Genomic DNA, 20,711 nt, shown 5'->3' on the forward strand with positions numbered 1-20,711 from the left:
ACCCAACGTGACTGAGAACACTGACGTGATCGCCGCACCTGGTCCGGCGGACGATTCCCCCACGCTCGACCAGCTCGAGCAGGAGGGCGACATCGCCGCGGATTACATCGAGGAATTCCTCGACATCTGCGACCTTGACGGGGACATCGACATTGACGCGCGCAACGGACGGGCCTACCTGTCCGTCAACTCTTCCGATATCGCGAACCTGCGCCTGCTCTCCAAGCCGGACACGGTCAACGCTCTTCAGGAGCTGACGCGTCTTGCCGTGCAGAGCAAGACCGGTTCCTTCTCCCGGTTGATCTTGGACATCGGGGGCTCGCGCGACGCCCGACAGGCCGAGCTGGCCTCATTGGTGGCGCGTGCCGTGGAACGCATTCAGGGCGGTGCCGCCGAGGCGGCTCTGCCGGCCATGTCCTCCTACGAGCGCAAACTCGTGCACGACCTGGTGTCCGAAGCGGGCTTCGTTTCCGAATCCCAGGGCGAGGGCCGAGACCGTCACACGGTCATCTCCGCCGCTTAGAACCTCGGATTACCGTGACTGAAACGCTTGAGGCGGAGCCTGCCGTTGCCGCGGAGCTTTTTGGGGACAGGATCGACGTCGCGCGCGCCTTCGTGGGGAACCTGGCCGCTCAGGGTGAGGATCTGGGACTGATCGGGCCCCTTGAGCTTCCGCGCCTATGGAGTCGACATATCCTCAATTGTGCGATCGTGGCGCCGCTGCTTCGGCCGGGGCTCGTCGGCGACGTCGGCTCGGGTGCAGGACTTCCCGGCCTGGTGCTGGCGATCACCCGGCCGGACGTCACCTTCGTGCTCATCGAGCCCATGGAACGCAGGGTCGCCTGGCTCACCGGTCAAGTGGCTGCACTCGGACTCACCAACGCCACGGTGCTCAGGGCGCGCGCGGAAGATGTGCGGCTGCCCAACCGCCTCGACCAGGTCACCGCCCGTGCGGTGAGTGCATTCCGCACGCTGATCCCGCTGACGGCGCCGCTTCTGAAGCCGGGTGGAGAGCTGGTTTTGATGAAGGGTGCCGGGGCCCCGGCGGAGGTCGAGGCCGCAGCGAAGGCCATCCGTAAGTTTCGGCTCAACAATGTCCAGGTGATCACCCTCGGCGAGGGTGTGCTGAACGATGTGACGCGGGTCATAAGGGCTACAGTGGATTAGTCTCCGGTGTCTGCTTTCGGTCGGTGCTGAGGCACAACCGGAGTCCCTGCGGGATGGCTCATCCATCGTCGAACGCGAAGGTTTCACGTGAAACAACCTGGCGAAGACCAGCAATCAAGCAAATCGACTGCGGTGTTTGATGACACGACTCCGCTTGCCCGTGAGATCTCCGACCTGACGCGGCGTCGACAGCGTATCGCCTCCGACAAGCTGCCGAAGCCGGAGAAGACACGCGTCATCACCATATCCAACCAAAAGGGCGGCGTCGGCAAGACCACGACTGCGGTCAACCTGGCGGCAGCGTTGGCACGGCAGGGCGCGCGCGTTCTGGTGATCGACCTGGACCCTCAGGGGAACGCCTCCACGGCGCTGGGCGTCGAGCACCGCGCCGAGACCCTCAGCGTGTACGACGTGATAGTCAACGACCTGGAGATGGCGGGTGTTGTCCAGGCCAGCCCGGAGTTCGGCTCGTTGTTCTGTGTGCCGGCCACCATTCACCTTGCGGGTGCGGAAATCGAATTGGTCTCCCTGGTTGCCCGTGAGCAGCGTCTCAATCGCGCCCTGGAACAGCACCTCAAGTCGATGGATGACCCGTATGATTATGTCTTCATCGACTGCCCGCCGTCTCTGGGGCTCCTTACGATCAATGCGTTCGTCGCCGCCCGCGAGGTTCTGATTCCGATTCAATGCGAGTACTACGCTCTTGAGGGGCTCAGCCAGCTACTGAAGAACATTGAGTTGATCGAGAAGCACCTGAATCCGGATCTCGCGGTCTCCACGATCCTGCTCACGATGTATGACAGCCGCACCAATCTGGCCAATCACGTGGCCCAGGACGTGCGTGAGCACTTTCCCAAACAGGTGCTGAACACCCTCATTCCCCGCTCTGTGCGCGTTTCCGAGGCTCCGAGCTACGGTCAGAGCGTCATCAGTTACGATCTCAACTCGGCCGGTTCGCTCTCATACCTCGAAGCGGCAGCAGAGATCGCCCGCCGAGGCGCCCCCAAGACAGGAGTTGAGCTCTAATGGCTGCTAAGCGGACTGGCCTCGGCCGAGGGATCGGTGCACTCATCCCCATTCAGGACGACCCGACACAGGCACGTCCAGTCGACGTGTTCTTCCCCTACGCCGATTCGGTGCGCCCGAACGAGACCGGTGGACTGCTCCCGGTTCCCGGTGCGCGCCTGGCTCACCTCAATCCCAGCGACATCGTGCCGAACCACGTTCAACCGCGGAACAACTTCGACGAGTCCGACCTAGCCGAGCTGGTGCACAGCATCCAGGAAGTCGGTGTCCTGCAGCCCATCGTGGTGCGATCAATCGTGGAGCAGCCAGGTAAGTACGAACTGGTGATGGGGGAGCGTCGGCTCCGCGCTACCAAGGTCGCCGGCCTCGACACTATTCCGGCGATCATCCGTGAAACAGCGGATGTCGACATGTTGCGTGATGCGCTCCTGGAGAACCTGCACCGCGCCCAGCTCAACCCGCTGGAAGAGGCGTCGGCCTATCAGCAGCTGCTGGCTGACTTCGGCATCACCCAGGAGGAACTGGCGCTGAAGATCGGACGGTCGCGGCCGCAGATCACGAACACCATCCGTCTGTTGAAGCTCCCCGATGCCGTGCAGCTGCGCGTCGCCGCGGGCGTACTGTCAGCCGGGCATGCCCGGGCGATTCTTTCCGTTGGCGATCAGGCGGGCATGCTCAAGCTGGCCGACAAGATCGTTGACGAGGATCTCTCCGTTCGCGCGGCGGAGGCCGCGGCCTCGACCCAGCCGCGTGTCGCGCCGGTCAGGCCGACCGGTGGACGTCGACAGGGACACCTCGACGAGATTGCCGAGCACCTCGGCGATCGTCTCGATACCCGCGTGAAGATCCATCTCGGGGCAAGAAAAGGCCAGATCAAGGTTGATTTTGCCACGATTAGTGACTTGAATCGGATCCTCGGTGTGATCGGCGAGCCCGGCTTCGGAGCCAGCTAACTCAACCGTGCACAGCACTGCCACCCGGCAGCCCGGTGGTCGAGCCTGAACACCCTGGCACCGCCTCCAGACCCGTGTTTCACGTGAAACATTGTTGGGCGGGGTCGCGATGTTCGACCGGATCTTCTCCCCGAATGGTCAAACCCCGGTGGTCGAGGCAGTCGAAATTCACGGTTCGGCCGGGCGACCTTGTCGAGACACTAGTGTCCTGAGCCCAGTCGCATCCCTTGTCTCGGTGGTCGGGCCTGTCGAGACCCGCTACTTACTATCTCGCAAGTAGTCTTACGCGTCGCCGCATTGCCACTTTCATTTTGAAGCCAGGAGGGGATTGACGTCATCATCGATTCCACCTGTCGGAATACGACGAAAAGCAGCTAATTAGACGTCGTCAGGACGCATCCTAAGCCTCAGTGCGGCTGGCCGGAATTCCTAAATTCGGCCCTTTTTGAAGCGAAATTCTCCGCAATCTGGGTGGGGTCACCCTCAACCGTCGCCACACATCGAATTCCGAGTGCAGACCTCGGGCCGAGACGATTAGTCCGAAGTGGCGATCATTTGCCACCCACCGGACACCTCTTGCAACCAGGTCAGTTTCCGTGATGCGCACGATGCTGAGGTCTCGGGGTTTCGGGGTATCGACAGGCTCGCCCAGCGCGCTCCTGCCGGCCCCGGTTCATATAGTTGCATCCCGCCCGTGCTGTTCGAGTCTGTTGGGACTCGATCTCATGGGCCTGCAGTCCGTTCGGGCTGAGATCTGTGAGATCAACTGCGGTGGTCGTTCCTCTCGATACTCTTTATTCAGAGGACGCGATGCTTTCCCGCGCCCCTGAGCCGGAAGTAGATTCCGGGGGTCCAAGCATCGAGTGATTTCGGGGTGATGTCGCTGGCGCAGGTCCGGCCGTGTTCAGAGTTCAGTGCGGGCGTCGAAGGCCGATCCGAACCAGGTCCGCCCGGGGCTCGACGACCCACCTGCATGGGTCGCAGCTCGTGCGAATATGCGGCTCTCAACTGCGGAAACGCACATGTATCGGCGACATGTCACGGTCGCCCGCCACCATTTCAGTTCACGAGCCCGTCGTGACCCGCTCTGAATCCTCCTGCGCTAGTCGGGCTTCTCGAGGCCGGCTGAGCGTTACTCCTGCGGTGGTCAATTTTATCTGGACGAGCTGTTCGTCACGCCGCCCGGTGATCGAACTTGTCTGGACCGTACGGGCTTCAAGTATGTGTTTCACGTGAAACATCATCGAGCTTTCGCCCTAGGCGTGCGCGACTCGACACAGTGCGGGCGCATTAGCGCCGAGCGTGACACCCTCCAAAACCTCACCTAGTTACTGTGACGTAACGGTTGACAGGCCTCCATTCTCGAAAGCCGTCTATAGGGGCGCGCCCTGTTGGCTACGCCGCCGCCCGGCTGTGACGCGGGTGGCTGCCCGTGCTCGTGATGGTGATTTGTCGGCAGGCCAGGCTCACAGACCGAAACTGCCGTGCAGTTCAGTCCTTCGTGCTAGGCAATGTAGCCGGTTACTCTGGGTGAACTGCACTAAGTGGCCGTTTCACGTGAAACAAAGGCGAGACGTGTCGGTCATGAGGGGCAATCCATCGCCTGGTGAGCGTGGTGTGGTCCCGCTGGATGTATTCGTGCGGCTCGGATACATTCGTTCTGGAGCAGAGTTCCGTCCCGCCCGATCAATGGACGACACATCTCCGCTTTACTGTCGGAATGTCGGCCCGATAGTGAGGCCCAGGTTCGCCAGCAAAAATCGATCCGCTGCGATCGCTACGAGAATGGTGAATTGGAACAGGCTGTAGGAATGGCCAGATCGGTGGGGGAGAGAGGGACCATTCAGCATCGGCATCCGCTTTTCATGCGTCGTAACGGAGCGTGGTGGGTGTGAGGCGGTATCCGCGTGGCTAGTGCTGACAATGTTTCACGTGAAACGATGGGTCGATATACATCGCCTGAACGCGGCCGGTCGGCGGTGGGGGAGGCGACATGGGTCGTCGTCCGAATGCTCGAGGGGGTGCCCACGATGGTCCAGGCGGCTTGCGCGCGGTAAGTGCGTATCTCATGAGTAGACCGATTGATCAGGCCTGTGTGATGTTCTGTGTGTTGGGATCCCTCGGTCGCGCCGTGCGGCTCAATTGAGGAAGTTTCGCGGTGCGCCCCTCCATGAGAGACCGACGCTTCCGGCGGCCCTATCCTTGAACCTGTTTCTCTCGCGCAAACGCATCTTCGATCATCGGGTACTCCTCCACGTAGAGGAGGCGCACTGGGTGACGTGTGCGCGTGTATTCTGCGCCCCCCCGGCGTTGTGTTGAGATAGGCGGCGTTCGATGTTCCAGGTGCTGCCGACGTAGTAGGAGTTGTCTGCGCATTCGAGGATGTACATATAGGGCATGTCGTTGATGCTGGCATGGCGTTGAGGTTGTGTGGATTTGTGGGAAGGTCTGTGGCTTGGGGGCGTGTGGGGAGGAGGTGGGGATGGGAGTGTGGTGGGTTTCGTCACAGGTTCTGCGATATGCGACGCAGTGGATGTACTCGGCAATTGTGGGCTTGGGGGTCTCGACAGGCTCGACCACCGGTGGCCCGAGGTGCGTGTGTGGGTGGGAGTCTCGACAGGCTCGACTACCGGTGGCCCGAGCACCGGCGGGGCCGAGCACCGGCGGGGCCGAGCACTGGCGGGACGGTGCACCGGCGGCTCGAGCGGGCGTGGGGTCTCGCCAGGATCGACGACCGGTGGCTCGGCCAGCGGGCGGCCGGGCGGACTGGCGGTAGGGGCGAGCGCAAAGTGTTAGGTGGGGGAGCTCGACACGCTCGACCAGTGCGAGGTTAGATCGTGTTTCACGTGAAACATGGCCTCGGAAAAGGGATCAGGAGTCGGCGATGGCCGCACGGGCGAGGGCGTCGTAGACGGCGCCGAGTGACTGGCCGGAAGCCTCGATGCACTGGGGCACCAGGGAGGTCTCCGTCAGGCCGGGGAGCACATTCGCTTCCAAAAACCACGGTACACCGTCCGGGTCCACGATCAGATCTATCCGCGAGAGATGACGCAGGCCGAGCAACTCGTGGATGGCGACCGCGGTCGCCGCGACAAGGTCTGCGATCTTGGCGTGGATCCGGGCCGGCGTGTAGAAGAGCGTGTCACCGGCGTTGTACCGCGCCTCGAAGCTGTAGACACCGTCGATGGGCACGATCTCCACGGCGGGCAGGGCCACGGGGCCGTCTCCGATATCGATGACGGTGACCGCAAGTTCGGTGCCTGCCACCTTCTCCTCCACCAGGGCGACGGAGGCGTAGGTGTAGGCGTCGACCATGGCGCGGGGCAGCCCGGTGGGGGAGTCGATGATGCTGACGCCCTGCGCCGAGCCGCCCTCGGCCGGCTTCACTACGAGGGGCGTGGGCAGGGCATTGAGAAGGTGCTTGAGCACACTGGCGGCACCGAGATCCCGGAACGTTTCGGTGGAGAGGGCGATCGAGTCGGGGGTGGCGTACCCGGCCCGGCGCACGAGCTCCTTGGCGATCGGCTTCGACCAGGCGAGGCGGGCAGGGCCACCGCGCGAGCCGACGTGAGGAATACCGGTGGTTTCCAGTAGGTCCAGCAGTGCGCCGTCCTCACCGGTGGCCCCGTGCACGACCGGCCAGATGACGTCGGGCTTTCGGTCGGTCAGATCGGACAGCAGGCCGGACTGCGGGTCCAGCACGGTGACGGTGTGGCCCAGGCTCGTCAGGGCATCCGCCACTCGGCGACCGGAACGCAGTGAGATGTCGCGTTCGTGCGAGATCCCACCCGCAAGAACAACGATGTCAAGTGGCAAAAAATTGCTCATGATCAGGGATTTTCCTTGCTCTGGCTGGTGTGGATGGCGCGGGACAAACTACGAAATGTCGGGAGGTGGGGAGTTGAAGCGGCCGTCTTCACGCAGCGGGTTCAGGGAACCGGTGCCGGCGAAGGTCTCGAGCAGGTCGAGCTCGTCGCGGAGGACGGTCGCGAGACGACGGACCCCGACCCGGATGTGCTCTGGAGTGGGGTAGCAGAACGAGAGGCGCATATTGCGGTGCCCGTCCCCATCGGCGAAGAAGGCGGTGCCCGGCGTGTAGGCCACGAGTTCCTTGACCGCGCGCGGCAGCATGGCCTTCGAGTCCAGACCCTCCGGCAGAGTGACCCAGACGTAGAAGCCACCGTTGGGATTTGTCCAGGTGAGATCGGGCAGGTAGTCATCGAGGGCGCCCAGAAGTGCGTTCTTTCGCTCGTGATAGACCCCGCGGAAGGTGTTGATCTGTCCCTTCCAATCGGCCGTCGCCAGGTACTCGGAAATGACCAGCTGACTGAATGAGCTGGGGGAGAGCACCGCGGCCTCATTGGCGAGCACCAGCTTCTCCCGGATGGCGTGCGGTGCCAGGGCCCAACCCACCCGGAAGCCCGGAGCGAGGGTCTTGGAAAACGTGCCCAGGTAGACGACGCCGTCGTCCTCGACCGAGCGCATCGCATCCGGTGCCGGCTGGTCGAAGTAGAGCAACCCGTAGGGGTTGTCCTCCAGCACCAGGATGTCGTTCGCCCGGGCGATCTCGAGTATCTCGAGGCGACGGGCCCAGCTGAGGGTTACCCCGGCCGGATTGTGGAAGTTCGGGATCGTGTAAAGGATCTTGATCGTCTTGCCGGCGTTCTGCAGACGCTGGATGTGCTGGCGGAGCGCCTCGGGGATCAGGCCGTGCTCGTCCATGGCCACATGGTCCACCTCGGCCTGGTAGGACTTGAAGATGACCATGGCGGTGACGTAGCTGGGGCCCTCCGAGAGCACCACGTCGCCGGGGTCGAGGAAGAGCTTGCTGACAAGTTCGAGAGCATGCTGCGACCCGGTCGTCACGACGACATCATCGGCGTGCGCACGGATGCCTTCGAGCGCCATGACCTCAAGGATCTGCTCCCGCAGAACGGGAACGCCCTGACCGGAGCCGTATTGGAGGGCCACAGGGCCTTGCTGGCGCATCACCCGGTCCATGGCATTGATGACCAGGTCGGGCGGCAGGGCGGCCACGAAGGGCATACCGCCGGCCAAGGAGACGACTTCAGGGCGGGAGGCGACGGCAAAGAGGGCCCTGACCTCGGAGGCGCGCAACCCTGCGGCCCGCTCGGCGTAGTGGTGGTACCACGGGTCGAGGTTGTTGCCGGTCTGGGGGGAGCGCTGCGCTGTCACGTCACTTCCGATCTGGTCAGGGTTCAATCGTATGGGGTCGGTGCTACCCGTCCCGAATCCCGAAAAACCCGCCCGGCGTGAGCCGGGCGGGTCAGGGCCTCCGCGGAGACAGGGATGCTTAGGCCAGGTAGGCGGCCAGATCCTTCTCGAGGGCAACCTTGGGCTTGGCGCCGATGACGGTCTTGACGACCTCGCCCTTCTGGAACACCTTCATCGCCGGGATGGAGGTGATCTGGTACTTGGCGGCCAGCGCCGGGAAGTCGTCGACGTTCAGCTTGACGATGTCGAGCTTGTCGGCGTTCTCGGTGGCGATCTGGTCGAGGATCGGGCTGACGGCGCGACACGGGCCGCACCATTCCGCCCAGAAGTCCACCAGCACGGTCTTCTCGTTGTTGATGACTTCCTGGTCGAAGGTGACGTCAGTGACGGCGCGTGCAGACATGTGGTTACTCCTTGAGTGAGGGGTGTGGTGGGTTCGGTTACGGGTTACGCGAGTGCGAGTGCGGGTTACGGGTTACGGGTTACGGGTTACGCGAGTGCGGGTTCGCTGGCACTGGCCAGCAGTTCCTCGGGAAGCGAGGCCAGGTAGTGTTCCGCGTCGAGGGCAGCGACGGTTCCGGATGCTGCGGCGGTCACGGCCTGGCGGTAGGTAGGGTCGATGACGTCACCGGCGGCGAAAACCCCGGTCTGGCTGGTTTTGGAGCTGCGGCCGGCGACGGCGATGGTGCCCTCGGGGGTCAGGTCGAGTTTGTCGTGCACGAGATGGGTGCGCGGGTCGTTGCCGATGGCCACGAAGATTCCGCCGAGGGGGAGCGAAGTCTCGACGCCTGAGACGGTGTTGCGCAGGACCAGGCCGTCGACGGCATCCGTGCCCGTGATGCCGACCACCTGGGAATTCCAGACGAATTCGATCTTGGGGTTGGCGAACGCACGCTCCTGCATGATTTTGGAGGCCCGCAGGGTGTCTTTCCGGTGCACGACGTAGACCTTGCTGGCGAAGCGGGTGAGGAAGGTGGCCTCCTCCATGGCGGAGTCGCCGCCGCCGATGACGGCGATGGTCTTCTCCTTGAAGAAGAACCCATCGCAGGTGGCGCACCAGGACACGCCGCGGCCGGACAGGCGCTCTTCGTCGTCCAGGCCGAGTTTGCGGTAGGCGGAGCCGGTGGCGAAGATCACGGCGAGGGCTTCGTGCTTCTCGCCGCTGCCCAGGGTGATCGTCTTGGTGTCGCCGGACAACTCGAGCTCGGTGACGTCGTCGTAGACGACCTCGGTGCCGAACCGCTCGGCCTGCTCCTGCATCTTGGCCATCAGCTCGGGGCCCTGAACACCGTCGGGGAAGCCCGGGTAGTTCTCCACCTCGGTCGTGTTCATCAGCTCGCCGCCGGCCTCGACCGAACTGGCGATCAGAAGCGGCTTCAGGTTCGCCCGGGCGGCATAGATCGCGGCCGTGAAACCGGCCGGTCCGGAGCCGATGATGATGATCTGACGCACGCGTAAACTCCTTCAGATTGTGGGGGAAGCGAGCCCGATTGCCTCGCTGCCGAATACAACACATCCTAATCGGATGCTATTCCGTGCCGGCTGGGGACCGATCAGCGACGGACTGATCAGCGGCGACGGATGCGGTCGACCAGCGGGTCGATGAAGCCGCGGAGCTCGTTGGTACGCATGAGGACCAGCAGTCCGACGTACACAGCTGACATGACCAGGCCGATGATCACCATGGAGAGGATGGCCGGGAGCTTCCCGGACAGCGCGAATCCGGCCTCCTGGATGCCGCCGAGCGCGAGCAGGAGGAGAACGCCGGCCGTGATCGCCGGCACGGCCGCGACGGAGTACGTGACCAGGCTGCGCAGGATGCGCCGGCCGTCGATGCCGCCCAGCCGCCCGCGCAGCAGCCACGCGGCCAGCAGGGCCTGCGCGATGCCGGACACGGTCACCGTGAGTGCGACGCCCGCGGCGATCCAGGCGCTCGGCAGGAGTGCGCAGGCCAGCACGCCGGTGATGACCAGCGTCACCTGGAACAGGGTGAAGAAAAACGGCGTGCGGGTGTCGCCGAGTGCGTAGAAGGTGCGCTGCACGACGAACAGGACGCAGAACGCAACGAGGCCGAGCACGTAGGCGATGATGACGTTGCCGATGCTCTGCACCTGGTCGTACGGGGCGACGAAGACCCGGGCGAACGGGTAGGCGCAGACGGCGATGACGGCGGACGCGAGCACGATGATGAGGGTGGTGCCGCGGATGGCGGAGGAGGCATCCGTTCTGACCAGAGCCAGCTTCCCCACTGAGGCGTGCTCGCTCATCCGGGTGAAGTAGGCGGTGGCGACCGACACGGTGATCACCGAATGCGGAAGCATGAAGATGAGCCAGGCCGTGTTGAGCGCGGCAACCGAGGCATCGGAGTCGCCGGCGAGGGTGACCACCCGCGTCTCCACTATGCCCGCCAGCGTGGTCAGCAGCAGCATCCCGAAGGTCCAGCTCGCCATCCGTCCCGCCACACCGAGACCGACGCCGCGGAAGCGGAAGTCGGGGCGGAAGCGCAGGCCGATGCGGTGCCAGAAATAGAACAGCACGACCGCCTGCAGCACGACTCCCAGCGTTGCGCTCCCGGCCAGCACGGCTATCATCGCGGGCGTGAACTCGGTGGCCAGCCGGGCGCCGTTCGGGTCGGCGCCGTAGAGCGCGGAGAATATGAGCAGGCCCGCGATGGCAACGACGTTGTTGAGCACGGGGACCCAGGTGAACGGTCCGAAGGACTTGCGGGCGTTGAGAACCTCACCCAGCACTGTGTAGAGGCCGTAGAAGAAAATCTGCGGCAGGCACCAGAACGCGAACGCCGTGGCGAGGGCCAGCGATTCCGGCTTCATGTTGGACCCGTAGAGCAGGGTCAGCACGGGAGCGAGTGCGGTGGCTGCGATGGTCGTCGCGGCGAGGATGACCAGGGACAGCGTGAGGAGCTTGTTGATGTAGGCCGTGCCGCCGTCGGCATGCAGGCTGGCGCGCACGATCTGCGGCACCAGGACGGCCGTCAGAACACCACCGGCCACGATGACGTAGATCGTGTTCGGTAGTTGATTCGCCACGGCGAAAGCGTTGGTGCTCTGACCGACCTGGCCGATCACTCCGGCGAGCACGATCAGCTTCACGAAGCCGAGGATGCGCGAAACGATGGTTCCGGAGGCCAGGAACGCGCTCGCCCGGCCGATGCTGTCGGTCTTAGGCACGGGGCTCCGTCGGGGCGTCTGAGGCACTGGCGGGGCTCAGCGGGGTGGGCGCCGCGTCTGCGGGCATGGGTTCGGGTTCTTCGGGTTCTTCGGGTTCTTCGGTGGCTCCGGTGGCGGGTTCCGTGACGCTTCCCGGGTCTGTTTCAGGCGTGTCCTCGATCACCGGTTCGCTGCGTTCGCGCCGGCGGCGCAGGATGTTGCGCCATACGCCGAAGCCGAAGAACAGAACCACGAACGCGGCAAAGAGGAGGGAGCCGAGGCCCTCCCAGTCCGCGCGCACGTTGATCGGAATGAGGGCCGGCTCCGAGATGACCGTTCCAGCCGGGGTGAGCAGGGTCACGCGCAGGGTAACGGCTCCGTTTCCCACTGCGGCCGTCACCGGAATGGTCACGGTGCGGGCGGACTGGGCCTCGATGGTGGACTCCACCGCGTCGCCGACCAGGAGTCGTCCGTTGGAGGGGACGACCCGCACCATCACCGTCACCGCCTGGTTCAGGGCGTTGTCCAGGGTCACCGGGATGTCGACCTGGCTGCCGACCACGTTGATGGGACCTTTGGTTGCGACCGTGATGGAGCCCAGCAGTGTCGAGGATTCCGCCAGGCTGGTGCCAACGGCATCCATCCAGCCGGCCTTCTGGCTCGCCCAGGAGTTGGACAGGAGGGCCATCAGGTCCAGTCGCTGCGTGCCTGTGACGACGGCCGAGTCGGACAGCGTTGAGGAGAAGGCGGTGACCGCGGTCTCGCGCTTGAGGAGTTCGCCGGCCAGGGCCACGCGATCGGCCGGTTCGGCCTGACTGTCGAAGTCCACGTCTTCGGCGGGGACGGATGCCCGCAGCTCCGTCAGCGTGGACGGCGCGAACCACGGGAGCCCGGCCAGAGCGTCGATGGTCTCGGTGAGTCGGTCCGCGCTGGGCGGCCAGCCGCGGGCGAAAGTGGCCAGGAGGGTGCGGGCGGTTCCGGGACGCTCGGCCGAGACGACCGCCAGCTGCGAGCTGACCCGCGACATGGCTTCTCGCCACGCGTCATCCGTTGATGCGGACGCGGCGGTACGCAGCGCGGTAGCGAGAGGGTCGTCGACGACCAGGCCCAGCCCGTTGCCGGTACCGAGAGCAAGGGGGGCGTTGGGGGTGAAGTCACCGGCAGCACCGGATACGTTCGAACCGCCGAGGATCGTCGTGGTGAGGCCACTGGCCGTGAAGAGATCGAGGTCGGTATTCGCGACGGCGCCCTCGGTCGGCCAGCCGATGTCTGTGGCGCTATATTCCCAGGCGAGCAACTCTTCCATGGACGGTGGTGTGCCGTCGGTCGGTGGTGTGGCCGGGTCCGCCGAGGGCACGGTCGTTTCAGACCCTGACTGGGTACCGGGGTCGGCGGTCGGTGACCCCGCCTGGTCCGTCAGGGTGAACAGGGCCGGGTCGATCGCCTGGTCGAACGTGGTCGGAGTGAGCAGCAGCTCGGCTCCGGCCTGAGATTGCAGGGCGAGGTCGGCATCTGCATAGCTGAGCGGGAATATATCGTTCGGAGCCTGGTCCAGCCGGTTCAGCCACGCGATCGCGCTGGGCGGTGCCGCCGAGCCGAGGATTCGGATGGAGGCGATGATCAACGGGTCGATGGCGATGGTGACCGCTCGACCGACCACGCCGTCGAGCTGGCGGCTGAGAACACCGGTCGGAGCCGTGAACGTCTCGAGGGCCTTCGACGTGATCAGGCCGGCCGATTGAGCCGGGACCGTGATCGGCATGATCAGCGACACGTTGACGGGGGTGACCTCTTCATCGGAGTACCAGACGAAGGTGCCCCGGCCCTCGGCGCGAACCCTGTCGCCCGTACTCAGGGTGGCCGCGATGCCGCGGGCTCCCCAGGCGTTGCCGCTGGTGAGGCCCACGGCGTCGGCCGGAACCGCAATGGTGAAGATCTCGGTGCTGTCCGGCTGGATGGACGCGGTCATGGGCTGGCTCAGCATGAGGTCGCCGGATTTTCTGTTCTTCTCGGGATCGAGCCAGTTGTTGAGGGCGTTGCGGCTGATCAGGGCCCGCTCCGCGAGGAAAAGGTCGATAGTCCCGGGAGAGATGGTGTCCGGGGTCGCGTTCTGGACGGTGACGGTGACGGTCAGGTCCTGGCCGGCCTTCAGGGGCTCCAGAGTTGTGGGGGCCACGTGCAGGGTGACCGCATTGGCGGACACGGCGGCGGGGGGCTGCGCGGCCGTGAAAGCGGGCGCCGTGACGGATGCGGATGCGGGCAGACCGGCGGCGGCGACCGGCACAGCCCCGGCCAGAAGTCCGATCAGGAGGACGCCGAGCGGCCTCCTCGTGCGTGACCAGACGCCGCGGATCGCTCCGGGGAGCGCGGGCCGATGCTTAAGAACAGACTCGGCCACCATGTAGGGGATTCTACGGCTTCGACGCCGGGATCACGCCGCACCGGGGCAGCCGACGCAGGTCCAGCAACTAACATGGAGGCATGCAGAGCGTTGCGACAGCCCTCAAGCGGCTGGGCGACCTGGCTGCCACCCCGACCGTTTCCCGCCTGGCGACCGCGTTCCTGAAGGCCGGGTATGAACTGGCCCTCGTCGGCGGACCGGTCCGCGACGCCTTCCTCGACCGGCCGATCAACGACCTCGATTTCACCACCGATGCCACGCCGGACCAGATCCTGCAGATCGTGAAGCCGATCTCGGATGCCCACTGGGACATCGGCCGTGCTTTCGGCACGATCGGGGCCCAGGTCGCCGGCGAGAAGGTGGAGATCACGACTTACCGCTCTGACAGCTACGACGGTCAGACGCGCAAACCCGAAGTCGTCTTCGGCCACCGCCTGGAGGACGATCTGCTGCGCCGTGATTTCACGGTGAACGCGTTGGCTCTGCGGCTGCCGGGGCTGACTTTGGTTGACCCTGCGAACGGCATCGACGACCTCCTGGCCGGCGTTCTGCGCACGCCGATCTCCCCGGAGATCTCCTTCGGCGACGATCCTCTCCGCATGATGCGGGCGGCCCGGTTCACCGCCCAGCTCGGATTCTCCCTCCATGTCGACACCGCGGAAGCGATGGAAGCGATGGCCGATCGCATCCTTAACATCTCGGCCGAACGCATCGGCGATGAGCTCACGAAGCTGCTGCGCGCGGACAACCCGCATGTCGGGATCGAGCTGCTGGTGGACTCCGGTCTCTGCACCCGGGTGCTGCCGGAGATCCCCGCCCTACGGCTCGAGGTTGACGAGCACCACCACCACAAGGATGTCTATCAGCACACTCTGACGGTGCTGGACCAGGCCATCGGCTACGAGAGGTCCCGCGGCGGCTTCGACGGCCCCGACCTGATCGTGCGCCTGGCGGCGCTGCTGCACGACATCGGCAAGCCCGCGACGCGCAAGCTCGAGCCGGGCGGCGTGGTCAGCTTCTACCACCACGACCTGGTCGGTGCGAAGCTGGCGAAGAAGCGGCTGCGGGCGCTGCGGTTCGACAACGAGACTACCGCCGCCGTGGCACGCCTGATCGAGCTCCACCTGCGCTTCTTCGGCTACACCGAGGGTGCCTGGACTGACTCGGCGGTGCGGCGCTACGTGCGGGACGCCGGCGACCAGCTGGAGCGCTTGCACATCCTGACCCGCGCGGACGTCACCACCCGCAACCGCCGCAAGGCGGACCGGCTCGGCTTCGCCTACGACGACCTGGAACAGCGCATCAAGGAGCTGAACGAGCAGGAGGAGATGGCGGCGGTGCGCCCCGATCTCGACGGTGAGCAGATCATGGCCGTCCTCGGCGTGGGTCCGGGCCGCGAGGTCGGCGAGGCCTACCGCTACCTGCTCGAGCAAAGGCTGGATGACGGGCCGCTCGGCGAAGACGAGGCCACCCGCCGCTTGACCGTCTGGTGGGCCGAGCGCGCTCAGTAGGTGTGTTCTGCGGGCTCCTCGGCGCTGCTGTTCCGACGACGCTCGCTGTTTGTGCCGAGAGTAGCCACGCGGGTGGCGACTCTCGGTTGAACCGGCGACATTCGAGAAGCAGTGGAACTGCGCGAGCGGATGTTGGACTATCCCTCCACAGGTCGTCCGCCGCCGATCTGGGCCACAGGAGCCCCCATTGCGATCGGAGCAAGGGGGCCGCCCCACCAGCATGGGGCCATGAATCCCGACTCCTCGCATGACTGGCGGCCACTGCACCTCGGTCGTGACGCTCGGCTTCTCGGCAACGATGGGCGCCCTGTCCAGCGGTTGGTCGACTCCGGTCAAGCGGTTCGCCTGCGGCGTGGCGTTACCGTCGACGCGACCGGCTGGGACACGATCAGTGATCGGGATCGGTACTTCCTGCGTATGCGCGCTGTGGGGGCCACCAGGAAGTCTCAGCCCGTCTATTCCCACCAATCGGCTGCTGTTCTGTGGGGCCTGCCCATCATCGGACGATGGCCTGACGAGGTCCACCTCATGGCGGCCGGTAAATCCGGCGTGCACTCGAAGAACGGGGTGACCTGGCACCACGACCGACTGCCCGACGAGGATGTCGTGGAGATCGATGGGATGTTTGTCACGAGTCTCCTGCGCACCCTGATCGATATTGCGCGAACGGTGGGATTCCTGTCAGCAGTCGCCGCGCTCGATCTGGGAACGAAACCTCAGTTCATCCTGCCGAATGGCCGGGCTGCGTTCGGGATCGACCGCGACGGCCTGCTCGATCGACTCGACTCCGACGGCCCCACGCGTGGGGCACGAACCGCTCGGATCGCCATTGTCTTCTGCGACAATCGTTCGGGTTCGGTGGGCGAGTCCCTCAGCCGGGGACAGATTCACCTGTGCGGATTCCCGCCCCCTGAACTGCAAGTCTCCTTCGTGCACGACGATAGGCAGGAAGACATCACGGACTTCCGGTGGGTACAGAAACAGGAGACCCGCACGCTCCGCCTCCTCGGCGAATTCGACGGCAAAGTCAAATACACGAGGGATGCCTTCATGGGCGGGCGGACCATTGAAGAAGTCGTTTGGTCGGAAAAGCTCCGCGAGGACCGGCTCCGCGGGACCGGGCACGGAATGGCGCGATGGATCTGGGCGGTAGCGCTGCACCGGGAGAGCCTGCACAGGCTCCTTCTGGCCGCCGGGTTGCGTCCCGAACCAGGGAAACGTCTTGTCGGAGAAGCGAATGTCGCCGGTCGTGCCCAGAATCGCCGGTAGAGCGGCGATGATCGGCACATTCGGCGACTCTCGCGGCGGCGGCCGCCGCGGCAGAGAGTGTGCCAAACGGGTACGTGGGCGGGGGTGGTGGCGGAGGGCTGCCACTTCCGGTAGTCTTGGCAGGTTGTCTGTGCGCCGGATTCCCGGCCTCCGCTTTCGACACATGCACAACCCTCCTGTTGCAGAGATTCTGCAGCCGTTTAGTCCGAAGGAGGTGGGTTAGTCATGCATCAGTACGAGTTGATGGTTATCCTTGATCCCGAGATCGATGAGCGCACCGTAGCTCCCAGCCTTGACAAGTTCCTCAACGTTGTTCGCAACGATGGTGGAACCATTGACAAGGTTGACGTTTGGGGTCGCCGCCGTCTCGCCTACGAGATCAACAAGAAGTCCGAAGGCATCTACGCCGTTGTCGACTTCACCGCGAACGCTTCTGCCACGGCCGAGCTCGACCGCCAGCTGAAGCTGTCGGAAGCCGTCATGCGCACCAAGGTTCTTCGCGCAGAAGAGGGCATCGCCCAGGTTGCCGTCGCAAGCAAGCTTGCCGCCGAGAAGGCCGCCCGCAAGGCAGCCAACCCGAAGGTAATCGCTGCGAAGGCTGAAGCCGCCGCTGCCGCCCCGACCGCCAAGGTCGCCGCGTCCGTGAAGCCCGCATCGGCAGCTGCTGCCGCCGCGGTCAAGGCTGCTCCGGCCAAGGTCGAAGCCCCGGCTGCCGACGCTCCTGCCACGGCAGAAGCTGTCGCCGCCCCGGTCGAGTCCGCCGACAAGGCAAGCGACAAGTAGCCCGTGGCCGGCGAGACCGTAATTACCGTGGTGGGCAACCTCACCAGCGATCCGGAGCTGCGTTACACGCAGAACGGGCTGGCGGTTGCCAACTTCACCATCGCATCCACTCCGCGCAATTTCGATCGCGCGACCAGTGAGTGGAAAGATGGCGAGTCGCTCTTCCTGCGCGCGAGCGTTTGGCGTGAATTCGCCGAGCACGTGGCTGGTTCGCTGACCAAGGGTACCCGTGTCATCGCTTCCGGGCGTCTCAAGCAGCGTTCGTATGAGACGAAGGAAGGCGAGAAGCGAACGAGCATGGAGCTCGAGATCGACGAAATCGGTCCTTCGCTGAAATACGCCACCGCTCAGCTCACTCGAGCGCAGTCATCGTCTTCTCCTCGTGGCGGCGGCGCACCTGCCGTTGCCGGAAACGACGAGCCCTGGGCTGCCAGCGCCCCCGCCGCGAACACCGGCGGAGATGTCTGGAACACTCCGGGAAACTTCAGCGACGAGACACCCTTCTAAGCCGAGCCTTTCAGGCTGTCGGCTGAAAAACACTTCTTTTAGAAAGTAAGGAAATCATGGCTGGAAAGTCGAGCGGCGACCGCCGCAAGCCGCTCCGCGGTGCAAAGGGTGGCAAGAACGCCGCTCCCGCGAAGTCGATCCGGGTTGGTGTCATCGATTACAAGGATGTCCCCACCCTCCGCAAGTTCATCTCCGAGCGTGGAAAGATCCGCGCCCGTCGCATCACCGGTGTTTCCGTTCAGGAGCAGCGTCTCATCGCCCGCGCCGTTAAGAACGCTCGCGAAATGGCGCTGCTGCCCTACGCCGGTTCAGGCAGGTAGGACACCTCATGTCAAAAATCATTCTGACGCACGAGGTCTCCGGCCTCGGTGCACCCGGTGACATCGTCGAGGTCAAGAACGGGTACGCCCGTAACTACCTCTACCCGCAGGGATTCGCTGTTTCCTGGACTCGCGGTGGCGAGAAGCAGATTCAGCAGATCAAGGCCGCTCGCGTAGCCCGCGAGCACGCCACCCTCGAAGACGCGCAGGCCCTCAAGGCTGCACTCGAGAACGCCAAGGTCAAGCTGGTCGTCAAGGCCGGCGAAGGCGGACGTCTCTTCGGCTCCGTCAAGACCACGGATGTTGCGGATGCAGTTGCCGCAGCCGGTCTCGGCGCCCTTGACAAGCGCAAGATCGAGCTCAGCCCGATCAAGATGACCGGTGAGCACCAGGCAACGGTTCGTCTTCGTGACGAACTGAGCGCCACCATCACACTGCTGGTGGTAGCTGCCAAGTAAGCATCTCAGCTTCACGCTCGGGTAGCGGTGGGTTCCGAAAGGAACCCACCGCTACACCTGTTTAAGCAATGCCGCACACCCAACCGGGGGTGATTTTCGGCCTCGAACATGAGGGACTGTACACAGGTTTTCCCACACCTCGACAAGATTCAACACGTACTTTAGACAGGTTTTCTTCACACAGCTGTGAATAGATTTAATAGCTGATCAAACGTATATTCTTCGAAAGAAAACTTAAGTTTTCCACAGTTGATTCCACAGCTTGTGCACAAGACACGCGGCGTTTCGCCCAGATTCTCCACAGGCTTATCCACAGGGTGGTTTGTTGTCCGCCGAGCCGGGTCCGTATGGTGGGCAGGCGGCCGCAATCGAGGTGTGCACAGGGTCCGGCAGCGATGTCGGAGGGCCCTGATAGAACTGCACCACGACTAAAGGAGGCACAAGTGTCGATCTCTCACTTGGGTCTGGCCGACAAGCGCGGGGTCGACTCGCGCGGAGGACTGGAAGCCCGGCACACCGAGCGAACGCTCCCGCACGACCTTCTCGCCGAGCAGAGCGCCCTCGGCGGAATGATGCTGAGCAAGGATGCCGTCGCCGATGTCGTCGAGACCGTGCGCGCCGCGGACTTCTACATTCCCAAGCACGAGATCATCTTCGATGCAATCCTGTCGCTCTATGCCCAGGGCGAGCCGACGGACGTCATCGCCGTCACCGACGAGCTCACCAAGCTCGGCGAACTGTCCCGGGCCGGCGGTGCCGACTACCTGCACACCCTCACGAGCCTCGTGCCGACCGCCGCGAACGCCGGCTTCTACTCCTCGATCGTTGCCGAGCGGGCCCTCCTCCGTCGCCTCGTCGAGGTCGGCACCCGCATCGCCCAGATGGGCTACTCCGGTGAGGGCGAGGTGCTCGACCTGGTGAACACCGCCCAGGCCGAGGTCTACGCCGTCACCGGCGGCAGCGAAACCGAGGACTATGTTCCACTCACCGACGCGGTCACGGCCGCGATCGAGGAGATCGAGGCCGCCAAGCTCAAAGACGGCCAGATGACCGGTGTTCCCACCGGCTTCGCCGACATGGACGAGCTCACCAACGGCTTCCACCCCGGACAGCTGATCATCGTGGCGGCGCGTCCCGCGCTGGGTAAGTCCACGCTCGCCCTCGACTTCGCCCGGGCAGCCTCCATCAAGCACGACATGCCCAGCATCTTCTTCTCCCTGGAAATGGGGCGCAGCGAAATTGCGATGCGTCTGCTCGCGGCCGAGGCATCCGTGCCCCTGCAGAGCATGCGCAAGGGCGCGGTCGACGCGCGCGACTGGACCACCATCGCCGCCACCCGCGGCCGCATCAACGATGCCCCGCTCTACATCGACGACAGCCCCAACATGACCCTGGTGGAGATCCGGGCCAAATGCCGCCGGCTGAAGCAGCGGGTTGGCCTCAAGATGGTCATCATCGACTACCTGCAGCTGATGACGTCGGGCAAGAAGGTCGAATCGCGCCAGCAGGAGGTCAGTGAGTTCTCCCGCGCGCTCAAGCTGATGGCCAAGGAACTCCAGGTTCCCGTCATCGCCCTCTCCCAGCTCAACCGTGGTCCCGAGCAGCGCGCCGACAAGATGCCGGCCATCTCCGACCTGCGCGAGTCTGGTTCGCTCGAGCAGGACGCCGACATGGTCATCCTCCTGCACCGCGAGAGCGCGTACGAGAAAGACAATCCGCGTGCCGGCGAGGCCGACCTGATCGTCGCCAAGCACCGGAACGGCCCCACCCGCACCGTCACGGTCGCGTTCCACGGCCACTATTCCCGCTTTGCGGACATGGTGCCGGGAGCCTAGCCGCGCCGCCGCCGCCCGGTCATATACACCGGGCGGCACCCGAACCGCACTACGCTACGAGCGGGGATGAAAGTGCCGC

17 protein-coding genes and 1 pseudogene are annotated in these 20,711 nt (G+C 64.6%); 11 read left to right on the forward strand and 7 right to left on the reverse strand.

Annotated elements, in window-relative coordinates:
- The first annotated feature begins 7 nt into the window (after positions 1-7).
- The 4 genes from E3O67_RS04895 to E3O67_RS04910 all read left to right on the forward strand — a co-directional run bounded on the left by E3O67_RS04895 (position 8) and on the right by E3O67_RS04910 (position 3,146).
- Entirely contained in the window at positions 8-523 is a 516-nt protein-coding gene (locus tag E3O67_RS04895; protein ID WP_134427933.1) for a R3H domain-containing nucleic acid-binding protein, read from the forward strand.
- Between the two features lie 8 nt (positions 524-531).
- The gene (rsmG, locus tag E3O67_RS04900; RefSeq protein WP_370260134.1) at positions 532-1,167 is read left to right on the forward strand and encodes a 16S rRNA (guanine(527)-N(7))-methyltransferase RsmG; all 636 of its coding nucleotides are present in this window, start codon (positions 532-534) and stop codon (positions 1,165-1,167) included.
- 87 nt (positions 1,168-1,254) lie between these two features.
- The gene (locus tag E3O67_RS04905; protein WP_277613355.1) at positions 1,255-2,193 is read left to right on the forward strand and encodes a ParA family protein; all 939 of its coding nucleotides are present in this window, start codon (positions 1,255-1,257) and stop codon (positions 2,191-2,193) included.
- Positions 2,193-3,146, forward strand: coding sequence for a ParB/RepB/Spo0J family partition protein (locus E3O67_RS04910; protein WP_135102119.1), 954 nt, complete (start codon positions 2,193-2,195; stop codon positions 3,144-3,146). The genes E3O67_RS04905 and E3O67_RS04910 overlap by 1 nt, the downstream gene beginning before the upstream one ends.
- A 2,237-nt stretch (positions 3,147-5,383) precedes the next feature.
- Here E3O67_RS04910 and E3O67_RS17735 read toward each other — a convergent pair.
- From E3O67_RS17735 to E3O67_RS04945, 7 genes are all read right to left on the reverse strand, one after another.
- On the reverse strand, positions 5,384-5,545 hold the full coding sequence (locus E3O67_RS17735) for a GIY-YIG nuclease family protein (RefSeq protein ID WP_198418954.1): 162 nt from the start codon (positions 5,543-5,545) through the stop codon (positions 5,384-5,386).
- Between the two features lie 472 nt (positions 5,546-6,017).
- Complete coding sequence (locus E3O67_RS04920) at positions 6,018-6,974, reverse strand: ATP-grasp domain-containing protein (RefSeq protein ID WP_134427941.1); 957 nt, start codon at positions 6,972-6,974, stop codon at positions 6,018-6,020.
- A 48-nt stretch (positions 6,975-7,022) separates the two neighbouring features.
- Positions 7,023-8,342, reverse strand: coding sequence for a PLP-dependent aminotransferase family protein (locus E3O67_RS04925; protein WP_135102121.1), 1,320 nt, complete (start codon positions 8,340-8,342; stop codon positions 7,023-7,025).
- Positions 8,343-8,460: 118 nt separating this feature from the next.
- Positions 8,461-8,784, reverse strand: a complete 324-nt coding sequence (trxA, locus tag E3O67_RS04930; RefSeq protein WP_134427945.1) for a thioredoxin — start codon at positions 8,782-8,784, stop codon at positions 8,461-8,463.
- Positions 8,785-8,870: 86 nt separating this feature from the next.
- Positions 8,871-9,833 (reverse strand): thioredoxin-disulfide reductase, encoded by a 963-nt coding sequence (gene trxB, locus E3O67_RS04935; RefSeq protein WP_134427947.1) that lies wholly within the window; start codon positions 9,831-9,833, stop codon positions 8,871-8,873.
- 116 nt (positions 9,834-9,949) lie between these two features.
- Entirely contained in the window at positions 9,950-11,569 is a 1,620-nt protein-coding gene (murJ, locus tag E3O67_RS04940; protein ID WP_134427948.1) for a murein biosynthesis integral membrane protein MurJ, read from the reverse strand.
- Positions 11,562-13,949, reverse strand: a complete 2,388-nt coding sequence (locus E3O67_RS04945; protein WP_135102123.1) for a DUF6049 family protein — start codon at positions 13,947-13,949, stop codon at positions 11,562-11,564. Before E3O67_RS04945 ends, murJ begins: the two co-directional genes overlap by 8 nt.
- Positions 13,950-14,029: 80 nt before the next feature.
- Between E3O67_RS04945 and E3O67_RS04950 the strand changes: the two genes are divergently transcribed.
- The 7 genes and pseudogenes from E3O67_RS04950 (at position 14,030) to dnaB (ending at position 20,632) form a co-directional block, all read left to right on the forward strand.
- A complete protein-coding gene (locus tag E3O67_RS04950; protein ID WP_135102125.1) occupies positions 14,030-15,460 on the forward strand; it encodes a CCA tRNA nucleotidyltransferase in 1,431 nt (476 codons plus the stop codon).
- A gap of 228 nt (positions 15,461-15,688) precedes the next feature.
- Positions 15,689-16,729, forward strand: a complete 1,041-nt coding sequence (locus tag E3O67_RS04955; RefSeq protein ID WP_134427954.1) for a hypothetical protein — start codon at positions 15,689-15,691, stop codon at positions 16,727-16,729.
- A gap of 225 nt (positions 16,730-16,954) precedes the next feature.
- Positions 16,955-17,323 (forward strand): annotated as a pseudogene (gene rpsF, locus E3O67_RS04960) (30S ribosomal protein S6); the annotation flags it as partial.
- 192 nt (positions 17,324-17,515) lie between these two features.
- Positions 17,516-18,019, forward strand: coding sequence for a single-stranded DNA-binding protein (locus E3O67_RS04965; RefSeq protein WP_134427958.1), 504 nt, complete (start codon positions 17,516-17,518; stop codon positions 18,017-18,019).
- Positions 18,020-18,075: 56 nt separating this feature from the next.
- Positions 18,076-18,339 (forward strand): 30S ribosomal protein S18, encoded by a 264-nt coding sequence (gene rpsR, locus E3O67_RS04970; RefSeq protein ID WP_035835236.1) that lies wholly within the window; start codon positions 18,076-18,078, stop codon positions 18,337-18,339.
- Positions 18,340-18,347: 8 nt separating this feature from the next.
- Positions 18,348-18,797 (forward strand): 50S ribosomal protein L9, encoded by a 450-nt coding sequence (rplI, locus tag E3O67_RS04975; RefSeq protein WP_134427960.1) that lies wholly within the window; start codon positions 18,348-18,350, stop codon positions 18,795-18,797.
- Positions 18,798-19,240: 443 nt separating this feature from the next.
- The gene (dnaB, locus tag E3O67_RS04980; RefSeq protein ID WP_134427962.1) at positions 19,241-20,632 is read left to right on the forward strand and encodes a replicative DNA helicase; all 1,392 of its coding nucleotides are present in this window, start codon (positions 19,241-19,243) and stop codon (positions 20,630-20,632) included.
- Positions 20,633-20,711: the final 79 nt, after the last annotated feature.

Source organism: Cryobacterium sp. TMT3-29-2 (assembly GCF_004564305.1).
Lineage (GTDB): Bacteria > Actinomycetota > Actinomycetes > Actinomycetales > Microbacteriaceae > Cryobacterium > Cryobacterium sinapicolor.

Excerpts from the sequence above, each read along its gene's own strand:
- E3O67_RS17735 (WP_198418954.1), bottom strand. The coding sequence starts at position 5,545 with ATGCCCTATATGTACATCCTCGAATGCGCAGACAACTCCTACTACGTC.
- E3O67_RS04910 (WP_135102119.1), top strand. The coding sequence starts at position 2,193 with ATGGCTGCTAAGCGGACTGGCCTCGGCCGAGGGATCGGTGCACTCATC.
- E3O67_RS04945 (WP_135102123.1), bottom strand. The coding sequence starts at position 13,949 with ATGGTGGCCGAGTCTGTTCTTAAGCATCGGCCCGCGCTCCCCGGAGCG.
- E3O67_RS04950 (WP_135102125.1), top strand. The coding sequence starts at position 14,030 with ATGCAGAGCGTTGCGACAGCCCTCAAGCGGCTGGGCGACCTGGCTGCC.
- E3O67_RS04920 (WP_134427941.1), bottom strand. The coding sequence starts at position 6,974 with ATGAGCAATTTTTTGCCACTTGACATCGTTGTTCTTGCGGGTGGGATC.
- E3O67_RS04955 (WP_134427954.1), top strand. The coding sequence starts at position 15,689 with ATGAATCCCGACTCCTCGCATGACTGGCGGCCACTGCACCTCGGTCGT.
- rpsR (WP_035835236.1), top strand. The coding sequence starts at position 18,076 with ATGGCTGGAAAGTCGAGCGGCGACCGCCGCAAGCCGCTCCGCGGTGCA.
- trxA (WP_134427945.1), bottom strand. The coding sequence starts at position 8,784 with ATGTCTGCACGCGCCGTCACTGACGTCACCTTCGACCAGGAAGTCATC.
- rplI (WP_134427960.1), top strand. The coding sequence starts at position 18,348 with ATGTCAAAAATCATTCTGACGCACGAGGTCTCCGGCCTCGGTGCACCC.